General features: G+C 68.7%; 17 protein-coding genes and 1 other RNA gene. 5 read left to right on the top strand and 13 right to left on the bottom strand.

The window, feature by feature from the left end; genetic code table 11:
* Window position 1: 1 nt before the first annotated feature.
* The 10 genes from ACZ7KI_RS09640 to ACZ7KI_RS09595 all read right to left on the bottom strand — a co-directional run bounded on the left by ACZ7KI_RS09640 (window position 2) and on the right by ACZ7KI_RS09595 (window position 11,182).
* Window positions 2-2,164 carry a magnesium transporter gene (locus ACZ7KI_RS09640; RefSeq protein ID WP_470272727.1) on the bottom strand — a complete coding sequence of 721 codons (2,163 nt, stop codon included), beginning with the start codon at window positions 2,162-2,164 and terminating at the stop codon, window positions 2-4.
* Window positions 2,161-5,124: an ATP-binding protein gene (locus ACZ7KI_RS09635; protein WP_470272726.1), complete on the bottom strand. Its 2,964-nt coding sequence runs from the start codon at window positions 5,122-5,124 to the stop codon at window positions 2,161-2,163. The genes ACZ7KI_RS09640 and ACZ7KI_RS09635 overlap by 4 nt, the downstream gene beginning before the upstream one ends.
* A gap of 3 nt (window positions 5,125-5,127) precedes the next feature.
* A complete protein-coding gene (locus ACZ7KI_RS09630) occupies window positions 5,128-5,604 on the bottom strand; it encodes a hypothetical protein (protein ID WP_074038315.1) in 477 nt (158 codons plus the stop codon).
* Between the two features lie 9 nt (window positions 5,605-5,613).
* Entirely contained in the window at window positions 5,614-5,880 is a 267-nt protein-coding gene (locus ACZ7KI_RS09625; RefSeq protein ID WP_005166545.1) for a hypothetical protein, read from the bottom strand.
* A 442-nt stretch (window positions 5,881-6,322) separates the two neighbouring features.
* Window positions 6,323-7,186, bottom strand: a complete 864-nt coding sequence (locus ACZ7KI_RS09620; RefSeq protein WP_470272725.1) for an SCO6745 family protein — start codon at window positions 7,184-7,186, stop codon at window positions 6,323-6,325.
* A 320-nt stretch (window positions 7,187-7,506) separates the two neighbouring features.
* An RNA gene (gene rnpB, locus ACZ7KI_RS09615) (RNase P RNA component class A) lies at window positions 7,507-7,905 on the bottom strand.
* Between the two features lie 14 nt (window positions 7,906-7,919).
* Window positions 7,920-8,525: a COG4315 family predicted lipoprotein gene (locus ACZ7KI_RS09610; protein WP_470272724.1), complete on the bottom strand. Its 606-nt coding sequence runs from the start codon at window positions 8,523-8,525 to the stop codon at window positions 7,920-7,922.
* A complete protein-coding gene (locus ACZ7KI_RS09605; RefSeq protein WP_470272723.1) occupies window positions 8,446-9,729 on the bottom strand; it encodes an NAD(P)/FAD-dependent oxidoreductase in 1,284 nt (427 codons plus the stop codon). Before ACZ7KI_RS09605 ends, ACZ7KI_RS09610 begins: the two co-directional genes overlap by 80 nt.
* Entirely contained in the window at window positions 9,726-10,535 is an 810-nt protein-coding gene (locus tag ACZ7KI_RS09600; RefSeq protein ID WP_470272722.1) for a ferredoxin, read from the bottom strand. The genes ACZ7KI_RS09605 and ACZ7KI_RS09600 overlap by 4 nt, the downstream gene beginning before the upstream one ends.
* Window positions 10,532-11,182 (bottom strand): DUF4142 domain-containing protein, encoded by a 651-nt coding sequence (locus ACZ7KI_RS09595; RefSeq protein ID WP_470272721.1) that lies wholly within the window; start codon window positions 11,180-11,182, stop codon window positions 10,532-10,534. The genes ACZ7KI_RS09600 and ACZ7KI_RS09595 overlap by 4 nt, the downstream gene beginning before the upstream one ends.
* Window positions 11,183-11,442: 260 nt before the next feature.
* On the opposite strand from ACZ7KI_RS09595, the gene ACZ7KI_RS09590 reads away from it, so the two are divergent.
* The 5 genes from ACZ7KI_RS09590 (at window position 11,443) to ACZ7KI_RS09570 (ending at window position 16,802) form a co-directional block, all read left to right on the top strand.
* Window positions 11,443-12,009, top strand: coding sequence for a sigma-70 family RNA polymerase sigma factor (locus ACZ7KI_RS09590; RefSeq protein ID WP_470272906.1), 567 nt, complete (start codon window positions 11,443-11,445; stop codon window positions 12,007-12,009).
* 11 nt (window positions 12,010-12,020) lie between these two features.
* Window positions 12,021-12,440, top strand: a complete 420-nt coding sequence (locus tag ACZ7KI_RS09585) for a zf-HC2 domain-containing protein (protein WP_470272720.1) — start codon at window positions 12,021-12,023, stop codon at window positions 12,438-12,440.
* A gap of 31 nt (window positions 12,441-12,471) precedes the next feature.
* Window positions 12,472-15,297 (top strand): AAA family ATPase, encoded by a 2,826-nt coding sequence (locus ACZ7KI_RS09580; protein WP_470272719.1) that lies wholly within the window; start codon window positions 12,472-12,474, stop codon window positions 15,295-15,297.
* Window positions 15,298-15,330: 33 nt separating this feature from the next.
* Window positions 15,331-16,449 (top strand): dimethylsulfone monooxygenase SfnG, encoded by a 1,119-nt coding sequence (sfnG, locus tag ACZ7KI_RS09575; RefSeq protein ID WP_470272718.1) that lies wholly within the window; start codon window positions 15,331-15,333, stop codon window positions 16,447-16,449.
* Window positions 16,450-16,535: 86 nt separating this feature from the next.
* Complete coding sequence (locus ACZ7KI_RS09570) at window positions 16,536-16,802, top strand: hypothetical protein (RefSeq protein WP_470272717.1); 267 nt, start codon at window positions 16,536-16,538, stop codon at window positions 16,800-16,802.
* A gap of 61 nt (window positions 16,803-16,863) precedes the next feature.
* Here the strand turns inward: ACZ7KI_RS09570 and ACZ7KI_RS09565 are convergent, their stop codons facing one another.
* The 3 genes from ACZ7KI_RS09565 to ACZ7KI_RS09555 form a co-directional block, all read right to left on the bottom strand.
* Complete coding sequence (locus ACZ7KI_RS09565) at window positions 16,864-18,600, bottom strand: hypothetical protein (protein ID WP_470272716.1); 1,737 nt, start codon at window positions 18,598-18,600, stop codon at window positions 16,864-16,866.
* Between the two features lie 113 nt (window positions 18,601-18,713).
* Complete coding sequence (locus ACZ7KI_RS09560; RefSeq protein WP_470272715.1) at window positions 18,714-19,832, bottom strand: bifunctional RNase H/acid phosphatase; 1,119 nt, start codon at window positions 19,830-19,832, stop codon at window positions 18,714-18,716.
* Entirely contained in the window at window positions 19,829-20,566 is a 738-nt protein-coding gene (locus ACZ7KI_RS09555; protein ID WP_470272714.1) for a zinc ribbon domain-containing protein, read from the bottom strand. The genes ACZ7KI_RS09560 and ACZ7KI_RS09555 overlap by 4 nt, the downstream gene beginning before the upstream one ends.
* Window positions 20,567-20,577: the final 11 nt, after the last annotated feature.

Here is a 20,577-nt window from a genome sequence, read left to right as displayed (position 1 = left end):
GTCACCGACCCATCGCGCGGTCGGTGTCCCGAACTTCCTCGCGGACTTCGAGCCCGCGCGAAGGCCGGTACAGCACGAAGACCGGTTTGCCCGCGACGACCTCGGGATCGACGCGGCGAGGACGCGGTGTCGACGGCCCGGCTTGCACCGGCACGGTGCCCGACTGATCGGGGATGGCGTAGCCGCCACCGGCGGAATTCATCCGCGACGGCACCACGACCGGCTCCGGTTCGTCGCTCCAGCGCCGGTCGGCGACCGGCGAGGTGTCGACGCGGCGGCTCGGTACCTGGATCGGGCTCCGCCCGCCGGAGGTGAACATGGAGTCACCCGGGTTGCCGACGGACGGGTTGTACTGGCCGAACACCGGAACGCCGCCGCCACCGGCGGGGAGCGCGGGCATGCCGCCACCACCGCCGACCGCGCCCGGCCACGGCGCGCCGGACCAGGCCGCGGCGGGCCTGATCGCACCGGAACCGTTGTCGAGCCGCTGGGAGCTGGCGAAGATCGTCGCTTCCGGCCGGAAGCGGCCGCCGCCGACCGTCGCGCCGACAGGACCGCGGAGGTCACCGTCGACGACGTCGTCGGTGTCGCGGACGTTCTGCCAGAACGCGTCCTGCGGGGTCGGCTCGTTGTTCTTCCTGCGGAAGCGGGAGAAGAGCCCGCCGCGCGGCGAAGGCACCGCGCCGCCGACCATGCCGACCGACATCTCGACCATCTGCCACAGCCGCCGCACGGGACGGCCGACCATGAACAGCAGCACGGTGATGATGGCGGCCAGCGCCATCTTCGTCAGCAAGGAAAGCGAGTTCCCCGCGGTGAAGATGGCCTCCAGCAAGAGGGTGTGCACGCCGGCCAGCACCGAGAGCACCATGAGGTTGAAGGCGACCGCGCCGACGACCTTGAGAATGCGCTGCATGATCTGCGGCTGAAGCAACGCGATCAGGCCGATCAACGGGGCCGTCAGGACGAAGATCCTGATCAGCACCTGCGCGAGCAGCACCGTGGCCTTGGCCAGCAACTGGAACAGCGAGTAGAAGATGCCCTGGCCGAGGGAAAGGAAACCGGCGCCGACGCGGCTGCCGTCCTCACCCGTGAAATAGCCCGTCGCCGGGCCGAGTTTGGTGGAGATGTCCTTGAACGCCGCCTTCTTGGAATCCACCAGCGCGGGGTCGGCGTCCCCACCCTGCTGGATCTGGCCCCAGGTGAAGGCGCGCGCGTCCAACAGGGCCGGACCGTACTGCAGTGCCTGCGGCGAGTCCGGGCTGCCGAACTCTCCCCGCAGCCAGTTGTCGTAGACGACCCGGCAATGCAGTTCCGTCGGGACCCGGTCCCAGGGCTGGCGGGCGGCCACGGCTTCCGGGGTCGCCTGGCACGGCTGTGCCGTGGGCGGCTGCGGCTGGGTCGACGGAGGGGTCTTGGGCTCGTCGATGAAGCCGGCCTGGATGTTGGTCGTGGTCTGCACGATCGCGTTGTCGATCGGATCGAGGAAACGCAGGAGTGCCAAGGAAGACGCGGCCAGCCAGACCGCGGCCAGCCCGTACAGCGCCCGTTTGCTGACCGCCGCGAGATCGCCACGCCAGATGTTGCGGAACAACATGATCGACATGATCAGCGCGGCAAGGCCGAACAACTGGGCGTAGATGTTGTTGTAGACCTTCTCGGCCCCGGCCTTGACGGCGTTGTACAGCGGGCTGAGGAGACTGCCCTGCAACACGGTGTAGTGCAGGGAGTTCGTGGCACCGACGAGGTTCTTGCCGATGTTGAAGAGCTGGTTGCCCGCCCAGGTGTCGATCGTCGAGTTCGGTGAGGTGATCCCCGCCAGCGGGCCACAGTCGGTTTCGTAGGTGTCCCACACGTGTCCCGCGTACCCGTACACGTTGTACGGGCTGCCGCCTTCACCGCGGGCAGTCGCGGGCGGGTCGAGAGCGCCGACCATGCCGGCACCGGGCCGTTCCGGGTTCGGCGCTTCACCACACGCCGCGGCCGACGCCGCCGGAGCGGTCGCCACGGCCTGCAAGCCGAGGATCAGCACGACGACGAACATCGTCGCGCGACGGCTGGGCATGCCCTTACCCGGCCGCGGCCCCTCTTTGAGGCGGCGGCGCAGCGCGTGCCAGCCGGCGGCGAACGCGAGCACGCACGCCAGCGTGATCACCGTGTTCATGCGGCATCCCTGCCGGTGCCACCCTTGCCGGCCCGCGCGTGCTGCTCGCCCTTTTCCCCGTTCCCATTGTGTCCATTTTGGACGCTGCCCTGTACTTCGCCGGTCTCGGCGGCCAGCGGGTCCGGCGCGCCGAGCATCTGCTCGTCGGTGAGCCCGACCTCGAGTTCGGCCGCGAGTTCGAGATCCTCTTCCAGCTCGAAGTCGTCTTCCTCCGGTGGCGACGCCACGAACTGCTTCTCCGCCGGGACCGCGAGTTCGTTGCCGGGCCGGGACGGTTTGGCGTCGGGCGAGCCCGGCGTGGTGTCCATGACCCGGCGCAGGTGTTCCAGGTGCGGACCGGAGAAGTCGACCCGGATCCGCTCGACGCCACCGGCACCGTCGCCGAAGATGAACTGGCGAGGCTCGACGTCGCGCTGGAGATCGCGGGACGAGCCGGGACGGCGGCCCAGCGCCGCGACGACCTGTTCGTAGCCGACGCCGACCGGGACCTTCAGCAGGCGCAGCGCGTCGGCCTGCGCGTCGTCGTCGTCGAGACGGCCGACGAACACCGAGTCCAGCAGCGCCACGAAACCCTGGATCTTCAGGAAGTCCGCGGGGATCTGCGAGGACAGGAGCACCCGGACGTTCCATTTACGCGAGTCACGCGCGAAGCGGTTCATCAGCACGCGGCCGGTCGGGACCTCGGAAAGGAAGAACGCCTCGTCGATCCAGACGCCCTTGCGCAGCTCCTTCGGCTTCTCGTACACCGACCGCTGCGTCAGCCACGCGGCGAGGTTCAGCATCTCGACGCCGAGGGATTCCGCGTCCGTCCAGTACTCGCGCGGGACACCGTCCTTGGGCAGGGTCAGTCCCGCCATGGTCAGCACGGTCATCCGGTCGTCGCGGGTCTCGGCGTACGGGTCCGCGTCGGTCTCCGGGATGAGCAGCGCCATCCGCTCGCGCATCTCGTCGAGGAAGTCCGCGACGACGACGGCGTGCTCGTGGTGCTCGCTGGAGTCCCGGCGCAACGCGTCGATGACCTGGCCGGGGTCGGCTTCGAACCGGCCACCGACCGCGCGGACGGCGCGCAGCAGCACGATCCGGGTCTGCGCCATCCGCGAGACCTCGTACGGCAGGACCCCGGTGAGGACGTCGAGCACGAGACGGCGTCGCGTCGCGCCCGCGAGGGCCTTCTCCCGCCGCCAGGAGCGCTCGGGGTCGTCCTCGTCCATGAAATGTTCGAGCTGCGGCTCGGCGACCACGCGGTACGGGTTGAGGATGCCGGGCTGCGCGTTGAGCAGGTTGATGTTCCGCGCGTACGGCCGCAGTTCGGGCAGGTCGCACAGCCGCGAGAGCGGGCCGGACGGGTCGAGGATCGTCCAGTGCGCACCCGCGCGAAGCGTCTTGTAGACGATGCCCCCGCCGAGGAACGACTTACCGCCACCGAGTCCGGCGACCATCGCGGTCAGGCCCGAACCGTCGCGGATCTCCTGCGCCATCCACGGATCCCACGCCACCGGGCGCCGGGTCGCGGTGACGGTCTCGCCGAGCAGGATGCCGCGGCGGTCGCCCACCTCGGCCGTCGCCGTCGGCACCGACGAGGACGCCCACACGACCGAACCGCGGCGCATGTACGCCGCCGAGGCCAGCGGCTCGCCGGGGATGAACTCCCTGGCCAGCGCGTACTGGGCCTCAGGATGTTCGACGGCGATCTTCGGCTTGTAGAGGTCGAGCAGCTGCTGGGCGAGGCGCAGCGCGTCGCGCTCGGTCGGGCCGGACACCGCCAGCCGCCACCAGGAACGCACCCGGGTGGCCAGCGCGGTGAAGCCCGACGTCATCTCGTCGTCGATCTCCAGCACCCGGCCCGCCTGGCGCGCCAGTGACTGCGGCGGTTCCAGTTCGTGTTCGTCGGTGTAGTGCTTGACCTGCGAACGCACCTTGTTCATCTGACGCTGCAGCTCACCGGCGACCTCTTCGGGGCGCCGGACGTAGATCCGCGCGGACACCTCGACGGCGGCGGGCAGCCGGTCCGCGTGCTGGATCCACGGGTCGTCGACCTCGGGGATCTGCAGGCCGTGCATCTGGCCGACGGTGAGGACGGCGAGATGCCGCGAGACTCCGGCGTTCGACCCGGTGCGGCCGCGTACGGTGACCGTCGGCGCGTACGGCTCGGCGTGGAAGTCCGCCGCGTCGGTGAAGCTGGCGAGGTCTTCCGGCTCCCAGGCCGCGCCGGGAACGGCGGGCATGTTGCGCGGCGCGGGCAGCCCCAGCGAGCACGAGCGGTGCATCAGCCAGGACATCTCTTCGGCGTGCACCGGACGGCCTTCGAGGCCTGCCGAGCCGATCACCTGGTCGAGGTGCTCGACCTCGGAGTCGAGCGCGGCCAGTTCGGCGTCGACGGCCTCCGGCAGGATCTTGCGCAGCACCGGGGCGGCGCTCTCGACCGCGCGGTCGATCATCCGCCGCGTCTGCACCTGGACGCCGAGATAGACCTCTTTTTCGGCCATCGAGCGGCCCATCAGCTGCTGCTGCTCACCGATGAGGTAGTCGTCGAAGGACAGCGCGCCCGGCACGTCCTGCGGACGGCCGACGGCGTTGTGCACGTGGGCCTCGGCCCACATCCGGATCGGGTACGGACGGTTGGTCACGCGCAGGTGCAGCCAGCGGCCCTGGAGTTCCGCGTACTGGCCGGCGATGGCCGCGATCAGGTCGCGGCGCTGGGAGTCCGACCGGAACGACCAGCGCTGCGGCGCGAGCCGGTACCAGGCGTAGACCTCATAACCGGTGCGTAACAGGTGCCCGTCGATGCTTCGCGCGGCGATCGACGGGGTATAGGTAGGTATGGCCGCTTCGCCGGGCAGCCGCCTACCCTTGCCCGAAGCCTTTTTGGGTTGCGCGGAGCGAACCTGCTGGGGCTGGCTCCAGGCCCCTTGATGCAGGTCACGTTCACGTTTTCCTCGGCTTCCGCCGCGACCGAACAACGACTACCTCCCGGCCCGAGCCGCAGTGCGGCTCCGGCGCGCTCGTGGTGTTCCCTGAGCTCCGGCGCCGCCGCCGTAGCCGTGGTGCTGGTACTGCCGTCTCCTGCGGTGCTTCGGCAACGGGCGCGTCGCCCGCACCCGGACGCGGGAGGCGCTGGCTGCGCCCCCGGTGCCCGTGGTCCGTTCTCTTGGTGTGTTGAGCTCTTTCGCCGCCATCCCGGCCACAGCGCCCAGCGGGCGCTCGTGGCTGATCTTGGACGTGATCAATCTGGTGATCACGATTGTGGCGACGAAAGCCCAGGCGGTCGAGAAGAACCCGAAGCTCCAGCCCGCCCACCGTTCGACGGTGAGCACGAGCAGGAAGACCGGGATACCGACGAGCCACGCGACGTAGCGGGCTCTCCAGGGAAAAGTCGCTTTCGGCGGGCCGAGCCAAACGGCGTCGACCCGGTAAACCTCGTCATCGGTCCGGATACGCAACGCGAGCCCTCAGCCTGTGAAGAGGCCGGCGATCCACTGGCCCACGTTGACTCCGGCGCCGCTCACCGCGAGGCCGATGATCGCCAGCGCGATCACGACACCGGCGAGACGACGCATGACACCGGCGTTGTCCCCTTTGCCGCCGCCCAGCCACAGGAGCAGGAGCGCGACGGCCAGCAGCACCAGGGGGATGATGTTGTCGATCAGCCAGGTGCGGACGTTGCCGGTGCCGAGCTCTCCGGCGGCCAGCGTGTCGAGGGTGGTCAAGGTCATCATCGCATTACTCCCGGTGCGCGGAGAGGGGGTTCGCGCGGTTCTGGCTCGGTGGTGCTTCGAACATCATGGCGTCACGAGGCGTAGTGGTCAAAGCGCGCTCTGTAGATATCGGTTTGTCTACTAATCACAGAGCGCGGCACAGCACCACGACCATCCTCGGTCTCCATCATCGTTGCAAGGGTCGTCAGGATTAACCCCGGCCACCCGTATTTCGCAGTGTGCTGATGGACTCACCCGGTTGCGAGGATGCTGCTCACTGTAAGTACGGGTCGACCGACGAGAAGTTGGCCGCGACCAGTGTGACATGACTCGTTCGGTGGCTTCTCGCGAGTCCGCTGGGTGAGCACGCATTCGACAAAAATCATGGAGGCCGATCAAGGGAAAGTCACGCTTCCGTTACCCAACGCGAAATCCGGACCCGCATTTTCACTACATAGCGTGATTATCTGCCCGTAGAGAACACATTCGCGGGAAAAGCACCCGCCGCGATGGCCTGACGACTCAACGGCCCGCACAGCTCGTGAAGCCGCGTGGTCTTCTCCTCGCCGAGGTGCTCCCACGGCCCGGTCGACGCCGCGTTGGTGGCGGCTTCGATCCGCTCACGAAGATCGTTCCCGGCCTCGGTCAGACCGCCGTCGGCGTCGAGGAGGCCCTTCTCGCGGAGCGCGTCGGCCGCCGCGTCCCACTGCTCGTCGCTCCACCCGCGGGACGCCTTGGCCGCCTCGGGCAGGAAACCCTTGCCGGTGGCGGTGTGCGTGACGAGGGCTTCGAGCCCGCTGAGGCCGTGGACGACGAGGGCGGCGATGTGGCCGTCGCCGCGGTGCTCGCGCAACAGCGTGATGGCGTGCCAGAGGACGAGATGCGGCTCGCTCGGCCAGTCGATGTCGGCGTGCCCGGCGTAGAGCGGACGGCCGTCCACCTGGCAGCCCGCGGTCGCCTCCCGGGCGAGTTCGGCGGCTTCGGCGACCTCTTCGGAGTCCAGGACGTCCTTGCCGAGCAGCCGGGTCAGCGTCGCGTCGACCGCTTCGAACCGGGCCTCGATGATCCGGTCGGGACTGGCCAGCGTCCATGCGCGCGGGATGTGGCGGGCGACCAGTTCCGGATTGAAGTTGTAGAACGTGGCGGCGACGACACCGGGGCTGACCGCGCCCATCGGTGCCGCCCGGCCCGCGAAGTAGGTCATGCGCCCCGGCCGGAGGCCCGCGTCGGTGAGCGCGGCTTCCGTTTCGGGTGCGAAGTAGGTGAGGGAATGCAGTACATCGAACGTCCCGCGGAACCGTCCCGAGACCCGACTTGCTTCGCCCATGAGGGCACCCTACCGGCAAGTAGACATGGTGTGCAGCGTCCGAAGGGGCCGAGTTGGGAGCAAGGGACCTTTGCTATCGCGCCGCGTGGCCGACGGCGGGAGCAAGGGACCTTTGCTATCACTTCCCAGGTCGGCGGCAGGTTCGTGGTGGTCCCGAGTGCTACTCGTGGCCTGCGGTCTTGCTCGCGGGAGGTACGTGGCGACTGGTGGTGCGCCTGGGGCGACCGTGGCGTTTATCGAGTCCGTGAAGGACTCCTTGAGGGACTCTGGGTCCCTCAAGGAGTCCTTCACGGACCGGCCGCTATGCCGAGGAAGAAGTACGGACGAGTCGGCGTGTAAGCCGGATCCTGTCCCCGCCCCACCTTGCGGCGGAGCGAGTGGCGGCCATCCATCTAGGCCCGCCGTCGCCGACGGGCTCGAGCGGCCTACCCGCAGGCTCGGGCGGGCAGCCCTCGATCGCCTGCGCAGGAGCCTCGCGGCTCCCTCTTGGCCTTGCTCCGGGTGGGGTTTACCTAGCCATCCTGGTCACCCAGGACGCTGGTGGTCTCTTACACCACCGTTTCACCCTTACCTCCGCCCGCGAAGCGCACGGAGGCGGTCTGTTTTCTGTGGCACTTTCCCGCGGGTCGCCCCGGGTTGCCGTTAACAACCACCCTGCCCTGTGGAGTCCGGACTTTCCTCGAACCGGTCTCCCGGCTCGCGGCCGCCCCGCCGACTCGTCCGTCGGCGAATCCTACTGCACGGGTGCGGGCAGGCAGTTCAGGTTGCGCTGCCCGTCGGGTTTGACGACGAACCACACGTGGTCGGTGCCCTGTCCGGTCCATTCCCCCGGCCGCGCGTTGGCGAATTTGTAGAGCGGCCAGCCTGCCAAAGTCACCTGTTTGGCGCCTTCGGGACGTTTGACGGTGCCGACGAGCGCGGGATCGATGCCGGTCACCCTCGGTGTGCCCGCGGTCGTGACGGGGATCCACACCGCGGCGCAGTCCCCGAGGCAGGTGGAGCGGGCCTTGTGCGGGTTGTCGTGCTCGTAGCGGAAGAGGACGGCGCCGGTGTCGTCGAGGACGGCCTGCCCCATGTTCGTCATGTAGACGGCCGTGAGCTGCGTACCGGGCGGAGCCTCCGAAGTAGCCGATGTGGCCGAAGTGGCCGGAGGAGTGCTCGTGCCGGTCCGCCGTGGAGTGCTGGTCTGCGGCGTACGCGGGCTGGGGAGGGCTTCGGTGACCGGAGCCCCGGCCGTCAGCGCCGCCTGGTCCCCGGAATCAGCCGCCTGCCACCACATCGCGGCGCCCACGACGAGCGCCGCGATGACGAGGAGCATGGTCAACCGCGATCGGCGCATCCGACTTCTCCGTTTCTCCTGGGTGGCTGACGGGGTTCTGCTCCGCGATCTCGTTGGTCCAATGCAGGACTGCGGACGGGCTGTCGAGGCCGACGACGCCGACGAGCCGCCCCTTGCGCACGAAGCCGGTGACGGGTTTCTCGCCGCCGACGGGCGAGGCGAGCGCGACGGTGTCGGTGCCGAGCTTGGGGATGCCGCCCGCCTGGATCCGCACGCCGTGCTGTTCGGACCAGAACCGCGGCACCGGCGCGAACGGCCGCGCGGCCTGTGGCCCGGCGAGGAGGTTCTCCGCGGCCGCCCGGCCCATCTCGACGGCGTTGAGCCAGTGCTCGACCCGCCTCGGCGTCTCGTCGAAACGCAGGTTCGGCCACTGCGCGACATCGCCCGCGGCCACGATGTTGTCCATCCCCAGCACGTGACAGGTGGGTGAGCAGACGACGCCGTCGTCGAGCGGCAGTTTGGACCCGCGCAGCCACGAGATCGACGGCACGGTCCCGACGGCGACGACGACGCAGGACACGTCGAGGATCCAGCCGTCGGACGACCGCAGCCGCAGCCCGTTCGCCGTCGTCTGCCAGTCCTCGATGGACGCGCCCAGCCGCAGCCGCACCGCCCGCGCCCGGTGCAGCGCCGAGAGTTTCTGTCCGATGTGCTTGCCGACGGCCTCGCCGAGCAGATTCGCCGACCGGCCGATGATGGTGACCTCGCGGCCCATCGCCCGCAGGCTCGCCGCGACCTCGCAGCCGATGAAACCGCTGCCGAGCACCGCGACCGGCCCGAGGTCGGCGGCGAGGTTGTCGCGCAGTTCGGCGGCGTCGGCCAGGGTCCGGACGACGACCACGCGCGGATGCCCGTGCGGCACCCCGGACAGCCGCCGCGGTTCGACGCCGCTGGCGATGACGAGACCGTCGTAAGGCAGTTCCTCCGCCCCCGGCAGGTGGACGACCTGGCGGCCCGGTTGCAGATGCGTGGCCGGGGTGTTGAACCGCCATTCGGCGTCGATCTCGTCGAGCCTGGCGAGCATCATCTCCGCCGGATGGGTCTCGCCGGTCAGCAGTTGCTTGGACAGCGCCGGCCGGTGGTACGGCAGATCCGGCTCGTTGCCGACGATCACCAGTTCACCGTCGAACCGCAGTTCCCGGAGCCGTTCCGCGCACCGCAGCCCGGCCAGCCCGCCGCCGACCACGACGATCCGTTCGCTCATTGTCCCGCCCCTTGCAGTTGGATGGCTCGCATCGGACAAGCTCTGGCCGCGGCCTGTACCCGCGGCACCTGTTTCGCGCCGGGTTTTCGGAGATAGCGCAGCTGGCCGTCGCCGGTGAGCTGGAAGACCTGCGGCGCTTCCGCCTGACAAATGGCGTAGCGGTGACATTTCTTGTCGTCGACGGAGATCCGGACCGGTTTGGCGCGGCCGGTCTCGCCGTCGAGCAGCCCGAGGCGGACCAGCGCCGGCAGCGGCAGCACCCGGAGCACGGTGAGCACGACGGCCGGGGTGAGCACGGTGATCCCGCCGAGCCAGACCGTCGCGAGGGTGCCGTTCGCGGCCGCGCCGAGCCAGGAGTGGATCGCCAGCAGGCCGACCGAGAAGTAGCTGACCTGATGGAACCGCTGCCAGCTGCGGGTGACCACACTGCGGCGCAACGCGGCGGTGACCGAGACGGCGACGAACAGTTCCAGGCCGACGACACCGGCCGCGTGCCGCGCGAACCCGCCGCCCGCGAACGGGATCAGCAGCATGAAGAAACCGAACGAATCGTCGTCGAGGAAGAGGTAGGACAGGCCGTGGACCACGCCGGTCGCGAGGGTGAACGCGGCGAGGACGATATGACCGCCGCGCAGCGCCTCGTGCCCGGTGATCCGCCGGATCCAGCCGGTGGCGCTCAGCACGCCCCATGCCAGCGTCAGGCACATCGTCACGTAGGCGAACCGGGCCGAAAGCGTGGCGATGTCCCGGACCCCGCTGTCGTGTGGCGAAGGGGACGGGATGACGGCGAGGAGTGAGACCGTCATGCGTGCCTGCCCGGCGAGCCGAGCACCCGCACGAGGCCGAAGGTCGCGCCGCCCGCGATCCCCACCATGAGCACGCCGAGCACGATGTCGCCGCCATCGAGTTCGTTGCCGTTGGTGGAGACGACCATCAGCGAGTCCGTCCCGGCGATACCGGTGCTTTCGAGCAGGGTCATATGCCGCATGACGGTGTCGACGGCCGTCTGGGCGAAGGAACGCATCGCGTCGTCGCGGGTGGCCGCCCGGACCTGGGAGGCGAGACCGAAGATGCTCCCGTGCGCGGCGCGGGCGCGGTTGACGTAGACGCGGTCGAAGTCGGCGCCGGCGGCACCGGAGATCTCGTCGACCCAGGATCGCTGCTCCTCGGTCGGCTCGCCGGGGAGTTCGACGCGGACCTTCGCGGCGAGTTCGCGGACCTGCGCGTCGAGCCGATCGTGATCGTCCGCGAGTTTGCGACCGACTTCGCGCACCCGCTGCCCGGTCCCGCGTTGTTCCGCCTGACGACTGACCGGGCCTTCCCACAGACCCGCCTGCCGGACCCCTACGAGCAGTTCCCGGTCATGGGCGTCGATTTCCGCATAGGCGTTGGCCGGCAACCCGACCCATATCGCAAGACAACCGATCACCATACCGAGCAGTCGATAGATCATTTCACCCGTCCCCGTGCAGCCCATTGCTGTTCAGTGCCTCACTGGGAGTACGGCGAAGCGGAGCGACCGGTTCGATCTTTGCACACTCAAGGTAGTGTGATGTGTATCACACTAGCCATTTAGAACCGTTCTGCGCCGCCATACGTACCGGGGGCAACTAATTGTAAATAGATGACTACTGCACATGGCTTACAGCGATAGTCTGCGCTACGGTGTACGGACTCGTGAAATCCTCCACCGCTGGGGAGGTTGCAAACCTTATGGAAGCAGTGGGCAGAGGGTGCCAGTTCGGCCGCGACCGCCACGCGACCGACCTGTCCGACGATCCGTCCGACGAACTTATTTCGTTGCTGTACAAGGATTTTCGGGCGACTCTGTTCAACCAGGTCATGTACCTGACCGGCCACGACCAACAGTGGACCGAGGACGTTGTCCAAGAGACGTTGATTCGCGCCTGGCAACATTCGGACACACTGAACCGCGAGCCGGGAATGTTGCGCGGCTGGCTGCTCACGGTCGCGAGGCGGATCGTGATCGACGGTTGGCGAAACCGGCGGGCCCGACCGCAGGAGGTGGAGCTGGACAGTTCCGAAAACGCCGAAATAGCGGATCAGACGGATCAGTCACTGTCCGCGCTCGTCATTTCCGAAGCGCTACGATATCTGGACCGCAAATACCAGGCGGTCATCTACGAGACGTATCTGACCGGACATACGGTCCGGGAGGCGGCGGTGATATTGGGAATCCCGGAGGGAACGGTCAAATCACGGCTGTACGCGGCTATGAAGACATTGCGACGGTCGTTAGGAGAGCTGGGTTCGCGATGAGGAAGCGAAAGGTGAAACACACCGATGTCGCGGCCTATGTGCTCGGTGTGCTCGATCAAGCCGAGGCATACGCCTTCGAAAAACACTTGAAGGCCTGTGAGCGCTGCGGCCGCCAGGTCGCGGAGTTCACGTCGGTGGAAGGCGCGCTGGCGAAGGCCGACCTGCGCTACCTGTCGCCCGGCGCCACGGCCACGCGCCGTCCCGGCGGCATCGTCGTCCGGCGCTGCGGGCGGCTGTCGATGATCGCGGCCAACCTCGTGGTGGTGCTCCTGGCGTGCGTCGTCGCGGCCCTGATGTCGTCACACCGGTCGTCCGGCCGGTACCGGCGGGCATCCTCGGATCCGGACATCTCGTCCCCGGCTCCCCTCGACGACGGGCCGGCCGGTGACCCCGACCAGCGATTACTCCCACTACCGCTTACGTTCCAGTAGTCTGCCGCAAGCCGACACGAAGGTCTCTACGGTGCATACCGAAGTAAATCCCGAGAGTCCCTTCGGCGGGCCTTCGGTACCGAAGCGCCGCGCCGCCGGACTGCTGGGTCGCGACAGCGAACTGGACACGATCACCAGGCTGTTCCGGGCCGCCCTCCACGGGCGCGCCACCAGCGCGGTGGTGGTCGGTGAGTTCGGCATGGGCAAATCGTCGGTGCTCGCCGCGGCGGGCGAGCTGGCGACGGCGGCCGGATTCACCGTCGCGATCGCCGCCGCGTCCAGGCTGGAGACCCAGCTGAGCGGCGGTGTCGCCCGCCAGCTGATCGAAGGGCTCACCCACGCCCCCGCCGCCATGGGCTCCCCGCGACCGCGGGCACCGCATGCGACCGAGATCCTGCCCGACCGTCGTCCCCGGAACGAGCAGGAGCAGACGGAGGCGCTCGACGCCTTCTTCCACATCGTCCGGCACGCCGCCGAACAGGGACCGGTCTTCCTCGGCATCGACAACATCCACCTCGCCGACCCGTGGTCGATGCGCTGCCTCGCCTACATCCGGCACCGTGTCGAGCAGCTGCCGGTGATGATCGTGCTGACCTCGCTGATCGGGCATCTGCAGACCGGCGAGGTCGCCCTGATGGAGATGTCCGGATGCACTCCGGCGGCGATCAGGCTGCGCGGGCTCGGCACGGGGCAGGTCGCCGAATTCCTCCGCATCTCCCCCGGCCGGTTCGCCGAGCAATGCCTCGAGGTGACCGGCGGCAACCCGTACCTGCTCGCCGCGCTGCGCCGTCGACTGGTCCCCGGCATGGATCTGGACACCACCGGATCGGCGATGATCGGCGAGGTCCTCCGGGTCCGCATGCACGAGTACACCACCGCGCCCAAGATGCTCGAAGCCGTCGCGATCCTCGGCGAGGACGCGAGTTTCGACCTGCTGGCGCAGCTCGCCGGCGTCGACGAGATCACCGCGCTGGAAGCCATCGACACGATGGTGCGCGTGCACCTGCTGACCAACAGCCATCAGCCCGCGCTGACCTACCGCTTCGTCCGCAACTCGGTGCTCGCCGACATGCCGCTCGCCACCAGGGCGGTCAGTCACGCCCGTGCGGCGCGGCTCCTGCACGACGCGGGCGCGCCGCCGGAGCGGATCGGGGCCCATCTGCTGGAGGCGACCGCGATCAGGATCCCCTGGGCGGTCGACATCCTGCGGCAGGCCGCCCGGTGTTCGGTCGTCAAGGGCGACCCGGAGCTTTCGGTCCGGTTCCTGTTGCGGGCGCTGGAGGAACGGCTCAGCGAGCGCAAGCGGATGGCGATCCTGCTCCAGCTCGCGCACGCGGAGTTCCACTGCGACCCGGATCTGGCGCCCGCCAGGGTGCGCGAAGCCGTCGACCACATCGACGACCGCGAAACCGCGGCCTTCGTCGCGACCGCCATGATCCTTTCGCTGTGCTGCGGACCGGACGCGCGGCTGGCGATCAACTCCGCCGGCCAGTTCGCCGCGCGGCTCGACGCGGGCGGCCCCGACGTCGTCGGGCCGTTGCTGTGCATGACCTACCTCGCCGAAGCGGGCAGCAGACTCGGGCCGCCGCCGGACTTCCGTGACTTCGAACAGCAGTGGGCGCCGCTGAACGACCCCGCCGCTCAGCAAAGCCGCTCAGGTCTGCTGGCGCTCGACACGGTGCGGAGCGGAAACTCGTCGGCGAACGCCGTCCGTCATTTCGGGGAGGCGTTGTCCGGCAACCAGCCCGAACTGTTCGAGCAGCCCTATTTCTTCACGCTCGCGACGGCCGTGCTCGCCGACGAGGCCGCCCTCACCGACAGGCTCTGCCAGGTGCTCGACACCAAACGCCTGCCGTGGGACTTCCACCTGCCGAAGGGCGCCCTCGCCACCCTCGCCCGCGGTATCGCCCTGCAGGCGGGCGGCGACCTGGTACGGGCGAGCGTCCATTACGAATCCCTCGTGCGGCAGTTCGACGAGCGCCGCGCAACCAGCCAGTGCCCGGTGGCCGTGCTGTGCGCGGCCAGGCTGATCGAGACCTCGGTCGACCTCGGCCGGTTCGACGTCGCGAACGCCCTGCTCGAAAAGATCGATTTCGGTGCCACACAAGCACTTTTCACGCACAACTATCTGCTTTACGCCCGCGGCAGGCTCCGGGCGGCCACCGGTGAACCCGAACTCGGCTACGAAGACCTGCGCGCCTGCGGCCGCCGTCTCGCACACCACGGCATGCGCTTCCCGGGTTTCGCACCCTGGCGGACGCACGCCGTCCGCGCCGCACTGGCGCTCGGACGCACCGACGCGGCGGTCCGGCTCGCCGAAGAGGATCTCGAAGCCGCGGAACGCTGGGGAGCGCCCCGCGTCCTCGGCGGCGCGCTGACCACGGCGGGTCTCGTCCGCGACGACGAAGAGGCCGAACGCCTGCTCACCAGGGCCGTCGACGTCCTCGGCGGGTCGACCGCGAAACTGGCGCTGGCCGAGGCGTTGACCGAACTCGGCGCACTGCAGGCCAGGCACGGGCAGAGCGAGAAGGCGATCGTCACCTTGAGGCGGGCCGTGCAGTCGAGCGACCACTGCGGGGCGCGGCCGCTCGCGAGGCGGGCAGCCGAGGCGCTGCGGGACGCGCGGGCGAGCCTGACGACGGCGAAAGACAACGAACACGGGCTCACCAAACAGGAGTACCGCGTCGCGCTGATGGCGTCGCAAGGTCTCACCAACCGCGAGATCGCCGAAGCTCTGCACCTGACCCGGCGCACGGTCGAACTCCATTTGTCCGGGGCATACCGGAAACTGGGGATCACCGGAAGGACCGAATTGAGTTCCACCCTCGGCCGTTCCCAGCGCGTGGACGTCGATTGACGGTTTCCGGGGGCGGCGGGTTCACTCCGCAGCATGCCGGGAATCGAAGCCGAACCACTCAAATTCGCCTATTGGGTCCCCAATGTGAGCGGTGGACTGGTCACCAGCGACATCGAGCAGCGCACCGATTGGGGATACGAGTACAACCGGGATCTCGCCGTCCTCGCGGAGAACAGCGGATTCGAATACGCGCTGAGCCAGGTCCGCTACACGGCCAGCTACGGTGCCGCCTACCAGCACGAATCGACCGGATTCAGTCTCGCACTGCTCCTCGCGACGCAGCGGCTGAAGGTGATCGCGGCGGTCCACCCCGGACTGTGGCATCCGGGCGTGCTCGCGAAGTTCATCGCCAGCGCGGACGTGATCTCCGGCGGGCGCGCCGCGGTCAACGTGGTCAGCGGCTGGTTCAAGGACGAATTCACGAAGCTCGGTGAACAGTGGCTGGAACACGACGAACGGTACCGTCGTTCGGAAGAGTTCATTCGCGTACTGAAGGAACTCTGGACCGACGACCACGCCGAATTCAACGGCGATTTCTACCGGATCCACGATTTCGACATCAAACCCAAACCGGTCGGCAGGCCGCATCCGGAGATCTTCCAGGGCGGCAACTCCACCGCGGCGCGGAAGCTCGCCGGCCGGGTCTCCGACTGGTACTTCAGCAACGGCAAGGACTTCGACGGCTTCAGCGAGCAGGTCGAGGAGGTCCGCGGTTACGCGGCCGAGAACGGGCACGCCGTCCGCTTCGGCCTCAACGGGTTCCTGATCGCACGGGAGACCGAGAGCGAGGCGAAGGCCGTGCTACGCGAGATCGTCGAGAAGGCGAACACCGACGCCGTCGAGGGATTCCGCAACGCCGTCAAGCAGGCGGGAAGCTCCACTTCGGACAAGAAGGGGATGTGGGCCGACTCGGAGTTCAAGGATCTGGTGCAGTACAACGACGGCTTCCGCACCGGGCTGATCGGCACGCCGGAGCAGATCGCGGACCGCGCCATCGAGTACAAGAAGCGCGGGGCGAACCTGCTGCTGCTCGGCTTCCTGCACTACCTGGAGGACGTCGAGTACTTCGGGAAGCACGTGCTGCCGGTGATCCGGGCCAAGGAGGCGGACCTGGACCGGGGCGCCGCCACCCCGGAACCCCTGCGCGTTTAGTCCTCTGGTTGCGGCGACAGTGGTTTGGCAGCGCACCGGGATACGGTGGCCGTCCTGTCCGGAACCCGAGGATCCTGGGGGATCACATGCACCAAGTCGAACGGACGACGGCGCGAAGGTCACTCCGTCAGCTCGCCGCGATCACCGTCGCCTGCACGGCGGCGACGATCGCACCGCTCCTTCTCGCGGCGGCTCCCGCCCAAGCCGGTGAAATCCGCTACGCGGGGCCGTTCTGGAAGTACGACGTCTGCCTTGACGAGCAGTCCGACTACGCCCGCTACTACAGGATCGTGAAGGCCTGCTACCGGCCCAATGGGACCTCGTGGGGCTTCGACTACACGGAACGGACCTAACCGCCTACGACGAAGGCCGCTTTCCCGAGGTCTCACCTGGGGAAAGCGGCCTTCGTCGTGGTCAGGGGAGGTAGACGGTCTCGCCGGGGTGCATGGTCGGCCCGCAGTCCTTGAGCGGCCCGCCGAAGCGCGCCCTCTCGACGTCCGGCAGGGTCTTCACGGCGTAGTCCTGGGCCGCCTTCAGCTTCTCCGGGCTGGAAACGGCGTCCTTGCGGACGAAGTCGCCGTTACGCGGCCCGGCGCCGGGGTACACGAAGATCGGCTCGTAGTCGCGATCGATGCGCGGATCGACGGTGATGCCGTTCCCCGCCGCCCACGGGCCCCACGAGTGAATGAAGGTCGGCTTGACCTGGTCGAACACGTAGTCGCGCAGCCCCGGCATGTCGCCGTTCTTGACGAAGTCCGCGACGTTCGCCTCGACCAGCCCGGCCATGTCGACCAGGTGCAGGCGGCTGGTCATCGACGAGCCGCCGAGGTCGGGCAGCAGCAGCGACGCCTGCTGCAGGCCGAGAATGTCGGCGATGGTGTTGAAACCGCGGCCGAAGCGGTCGGCGATGAGGCACGCGGGCACTGTCGGGACCTCGCGGAACTTCTCCGACGCCGACGCGAAGCCCATCCCGGACGGGATCGCGGCCGCGACCAGCACGAGGACCACGACGGTCCGCAGCACCGCTCGCGACCGGCGCAGCAGTTCGCCCGCCGACAGCGTTCCCGCCAGGACGGCGAGAATCCAGATCGGGGTGGCGAAGCGGTGCTGGCCCATCCAGTCCGGAACCATCACGCCGTAGGCGATGATGCCCAGCGCCAGCGGCACCAGCAACGCGATCAGGCTGCGGCGCCATTCCGCGCGGAAGAGCGCGTAACCGATGGTCAGCGCCAGCAGGATCGTCCCGGCGACCCCGGCGTAGCCGACCAGTTCGAACGGCTGCTTCAGCGCCGAAAGGCCGGGCAGGCCCTGCCCCTTCGCGATGGACGGGTTCGCCAGCAGCCTGCCGAACTCCGCGATCCGCCAGGCGAGGTACGCGCCGAACGGGATCGCGAACGCGACCACGGAGAGCACGACGAACTTGATGCTCTGCCCCAGCAGCGGCTTACGCAGCTGGAACAGCACGACCAGCGGGTACGCGCCGCCGTAGATCAGGCCTTCGGGGCGGGTCAGCGCGGCGAACGCGACCAGCACTCCGCACCAGATGGCGACCTTCGCGGTGAGCACCTTGTCCTTGCGCACCGCAACGAACAGCAGCGCGGCGAGCCAGGCGACCGCCAGGCCGAACAGGGAGTTCTCCAGTCCGGAGATGGTCCAGATGACGAAGGACGGGATCGCGGCGAGCGTCAGCCCGACCACCAGTGTCGCCAGCCAGGCGAAGCGCGCGAAGACCTGCTTCGCCACGACGTGGCAGGCCGTCAGCGTCCCGGCGGTGAACAGGAGACCGAGCAGTTTGGGGAACAACACGTAGTCGGGCAGGCCGAACAGCATGCCGCTGTCGAAGACGCCGACGAGCTTGCCGACCGCCAGCAGCACGAGCCAGGTCGAGTTCGACCACCCTTCGACCGACGGCTGCCCCGGCTGCAGCACCGGGCCGATCCCGTCGGCGAAGCTGCGCGCGTAGGAGAAGGTGATGGCCGCGTCGTCGACGATCCAGTGGCCGTAGAGGGTCGCGTGCCAGGCGAGCGCCGCGACACCGGCGAGAATCGCCAGGTAAGGCGCGATCCGGGCGGCCACGCCCCGAGAAGGCGGCGTCTCCGCCGGACCGGGCACGTCTTTTTCGGAAGCTTCGCTGAGTGCGCTCGCCGTCATGTCCCCGTCTTTGCCTTTTCGTTCACGTGCCCGTCGTCGAAACTGTAGCCAATACCCCATCCGGGGCTGACGACGCGTCATATCCAGGCGTGATCCGCGCCACACTCTTCGGGTCAGGACAGATGCGAGATGTCGTTCACCAGCCGGACCGACGCGTTGCCGTCCGGATAGAACTCGACGATCGACAGCGAGGCCAGGTCCAGGTGCAGGCGGAACAGCAGCGAGGGCCCGGCGTCGAGACCCATCCGCAGCAGCGCCTTGATCGGCGTGACATGGCTGACCAGCACGAGGGTGCGGCCGCCGTATTTCGCGATCAGCTCGTCGCGGGCCTTGCGGACCCGGCGGTGGACGCCGTCGAAGCTCTCCCCGCCCGGCGCCGCGATCGAGGTGTCGGAAAGCCAAGCGGTCTGGAACTCGGGGTCACGGTCCATGGCCTCTTTGAAGGTGAGGCCTTCCCAGTCGCCGAAGTCGGTCTCGATCAGCCCGGGATGGGTCTCGACCCGGCCGCCGAGCGCGTCCGCGATCGCCTGCGCGGTCTGCTGGGTGCGGATCAGCGGCGAGGCGATGATCGGCGCGGCTTCACCGTCGACGACCAGGCCCTCCATCGAGCCGAGGCGTTTCGCGGCGGCGGCCGCCTGCTGCTTGCCGTGTTCGGTGAGCGGTACGTCGCCGCGGCCGGAGTAACGCTTCTCGACCGACATCGCCGTCTGGCCGTGCCGCACGAGGAGCAGTTTGGTCGGTGTCCCGGTGGCACCGGTCCAGCCGGCGGGGCTGTTCCTGTCCTGCTTCACGATCTTCGGGGCGTCCGGCCGCTTTCCGGTTTCGTGCCCGGCGTCCATCGCCTCGTTCGCGAGGCCGTCGGCGTGCGAGTTCTCCGCGCGCGGGATCCATTCGTAGCGCACCCGCGAGAACCGCGACGCCAATTCCTTGGCCTCGGCGTTCAGCGGCTGCATCGACGGGTGCTTGACCTTCCAGCGCCCGGACATCTGTTCCACCACGAGCTTCGAGTCCATCCGGACGTCCACTGTGGACGCTCCGAGCTCGGCGGCCGCGGCGAGCCCGGCGATCAGGCCGGAGTACTCGGCGACGTTGTTGGTCGCGATGCCGACGTAGGCCTTGCGCTCGGCGAGTACCGCGCCGGTGGCCGCGTCCTTGACGACCGCGCCGTACCCGGCGGGCCCGGGGTTTCCCCGGGAACCGCCGTCGGCCTCGATGAGCACGTGCTCGGTCACAGGCCGGACTCCAGGGTGCGGACCAGGATGGCGCCGCAGTTCTCGCACTGGATGACGTTGTCCTCGGGAGCGGCCTTGATCTCGGCGATCTCGCGGCGGTCGATGTCCAGCTGGCAGGCGCCGCAGCGGCGGGCCCGCAGCAGCGCCGCGCCGATGCCCTTGTGCGCCCGGACCCGCTCGTAGAGCTTAATGAGGTCTTCCGGGAAGCGCGGCAGGAGCTTGGCGCGGTCTTCGTCGCGGCGCGCCTGCGTGGTGTCGAAGTCGGCGAACTGCTCGTCGCGGCGGCGGATGGCCTCGGCGACCTCGTTCTCGGCCTTCGCGACCTCGGCGCTGGTGCGCTGGGCGTCGAGGTCGAGCGCCTCGCGGCGTTCCATCAGTTCGAGCAGGTCGTCTTCGAGCGCCGACTGACGCCGGGTGAGGCTGTTCAGCTCGTGCTCGATGTCGGTCATCTGCTTCGCCGCGACGGAACCGGATTCGAGCAGCTTGCGGTCGCGGTCCCCGCGAGCGCGCACCGACTCGATCTCCTTTTCCTGCCGGGCGATCTCACGGTCGAGGTCGGACGCCGCGGTCTGGACCGAGACCAGCGCGTCGCGGCGTTCGCGGACCGTTTTCTCGCCCGCGTCGATCTCGGCGATTTCGGGAAGGGTGCGGCGGCGGTGGGCGGTACGCGAAAGTTCGGCGTCCACCTTCGCGAGTTCGAGCAGCTGGCGCTGGATGGCGGGGTCAGCCTTCACGGTGCTCCTTG

The sequence above is a fragment of the Amycolatopsis sp. NPDC039088 genome, assembly GCF_055598845.1.
This window is presented reverse-complemented; position numbering and strand designations above follow the sequence as displayed.

Coding starts and splice junctions, on each gene's coding strand:
- ACZ7KI_RS09640 (WP_470272727.1), bottom strand. CDS start 2,164: ATGAACACGGTGATCACGCTGGCGTGCGTGCTCGCGTTCGCCGCCGGC.
- ACZ7KI_RS09625 (WP_005166545.1), bottom strand. CDS start 5,880: ATGATGACCTTGACCACCCTCGACACGCTGGCCGCCGGAGAGCTCGGC.
- ACZ7KI_RS09620 (WP_470272725.1), bottom strand. CDS start 7,186: ATGGGCGAAGCAAGTCGGGTCTCGGGACGGTTCCGCGGGACGTTCGAT.
- ACZ7KI_RS09610 (WP_470272724.1), bottom strand. CDS start 8,525: ATGCGCCGATCGCGGTTGACCATGCTCCTCGTCATCGCGGCGCTCGTC.
- ACZ7KI_RS09605 (WP_470272723.1), bottom strand. CDS start 9,729: ATGAGCGAACGGATCGTCGTGGTCGGCGGCGGGCTGGCCGGGCTGCGG.
- ACZ7KI_RS09600 (WP_470272722.1), bottom strand. CDS start 10,535: ATGACGGTCTCACTCCTCGCCGTCATCCCGTCCCCTTCGCCACACGAC.
- ACZ7KI_RS09595 (WP_470272721.1), bottom strand. CDS start 11,182: ATGATCTATCGACTGCTCGGTATGGTGATCGGTTGTCTTGCGATATGG.
- ACZ7KI_RS09590 (WP_470272906.1), top strand. CDS start 11,443: ATGGAAGCAGTGGGCAGAGGGTGCCAGTTCGGCCGCGACCGCCACGCG.
- sfnG (WP_470272718.1), top strand. CDS start 15,331: ATGCCGGGAATCGAAGCCGAACCACTCAAATTCGCCTATTGGGTCCCC.
- ACZ7KI_RS09570 (WP_470272717.1), top strand. CDS start 16,536: ATGCACCAAGTCGAACGGACGACGGCGCGAAGGTCACTCCGTCAGCTC.
- ACZ7KI_RS09565 (WP_470272716.1), bottom strand. CDS start 18,600: ATGACGGCGAGCGCACTCAGCGAAGCTTCCGAAAAAGACGTGCCCGGT.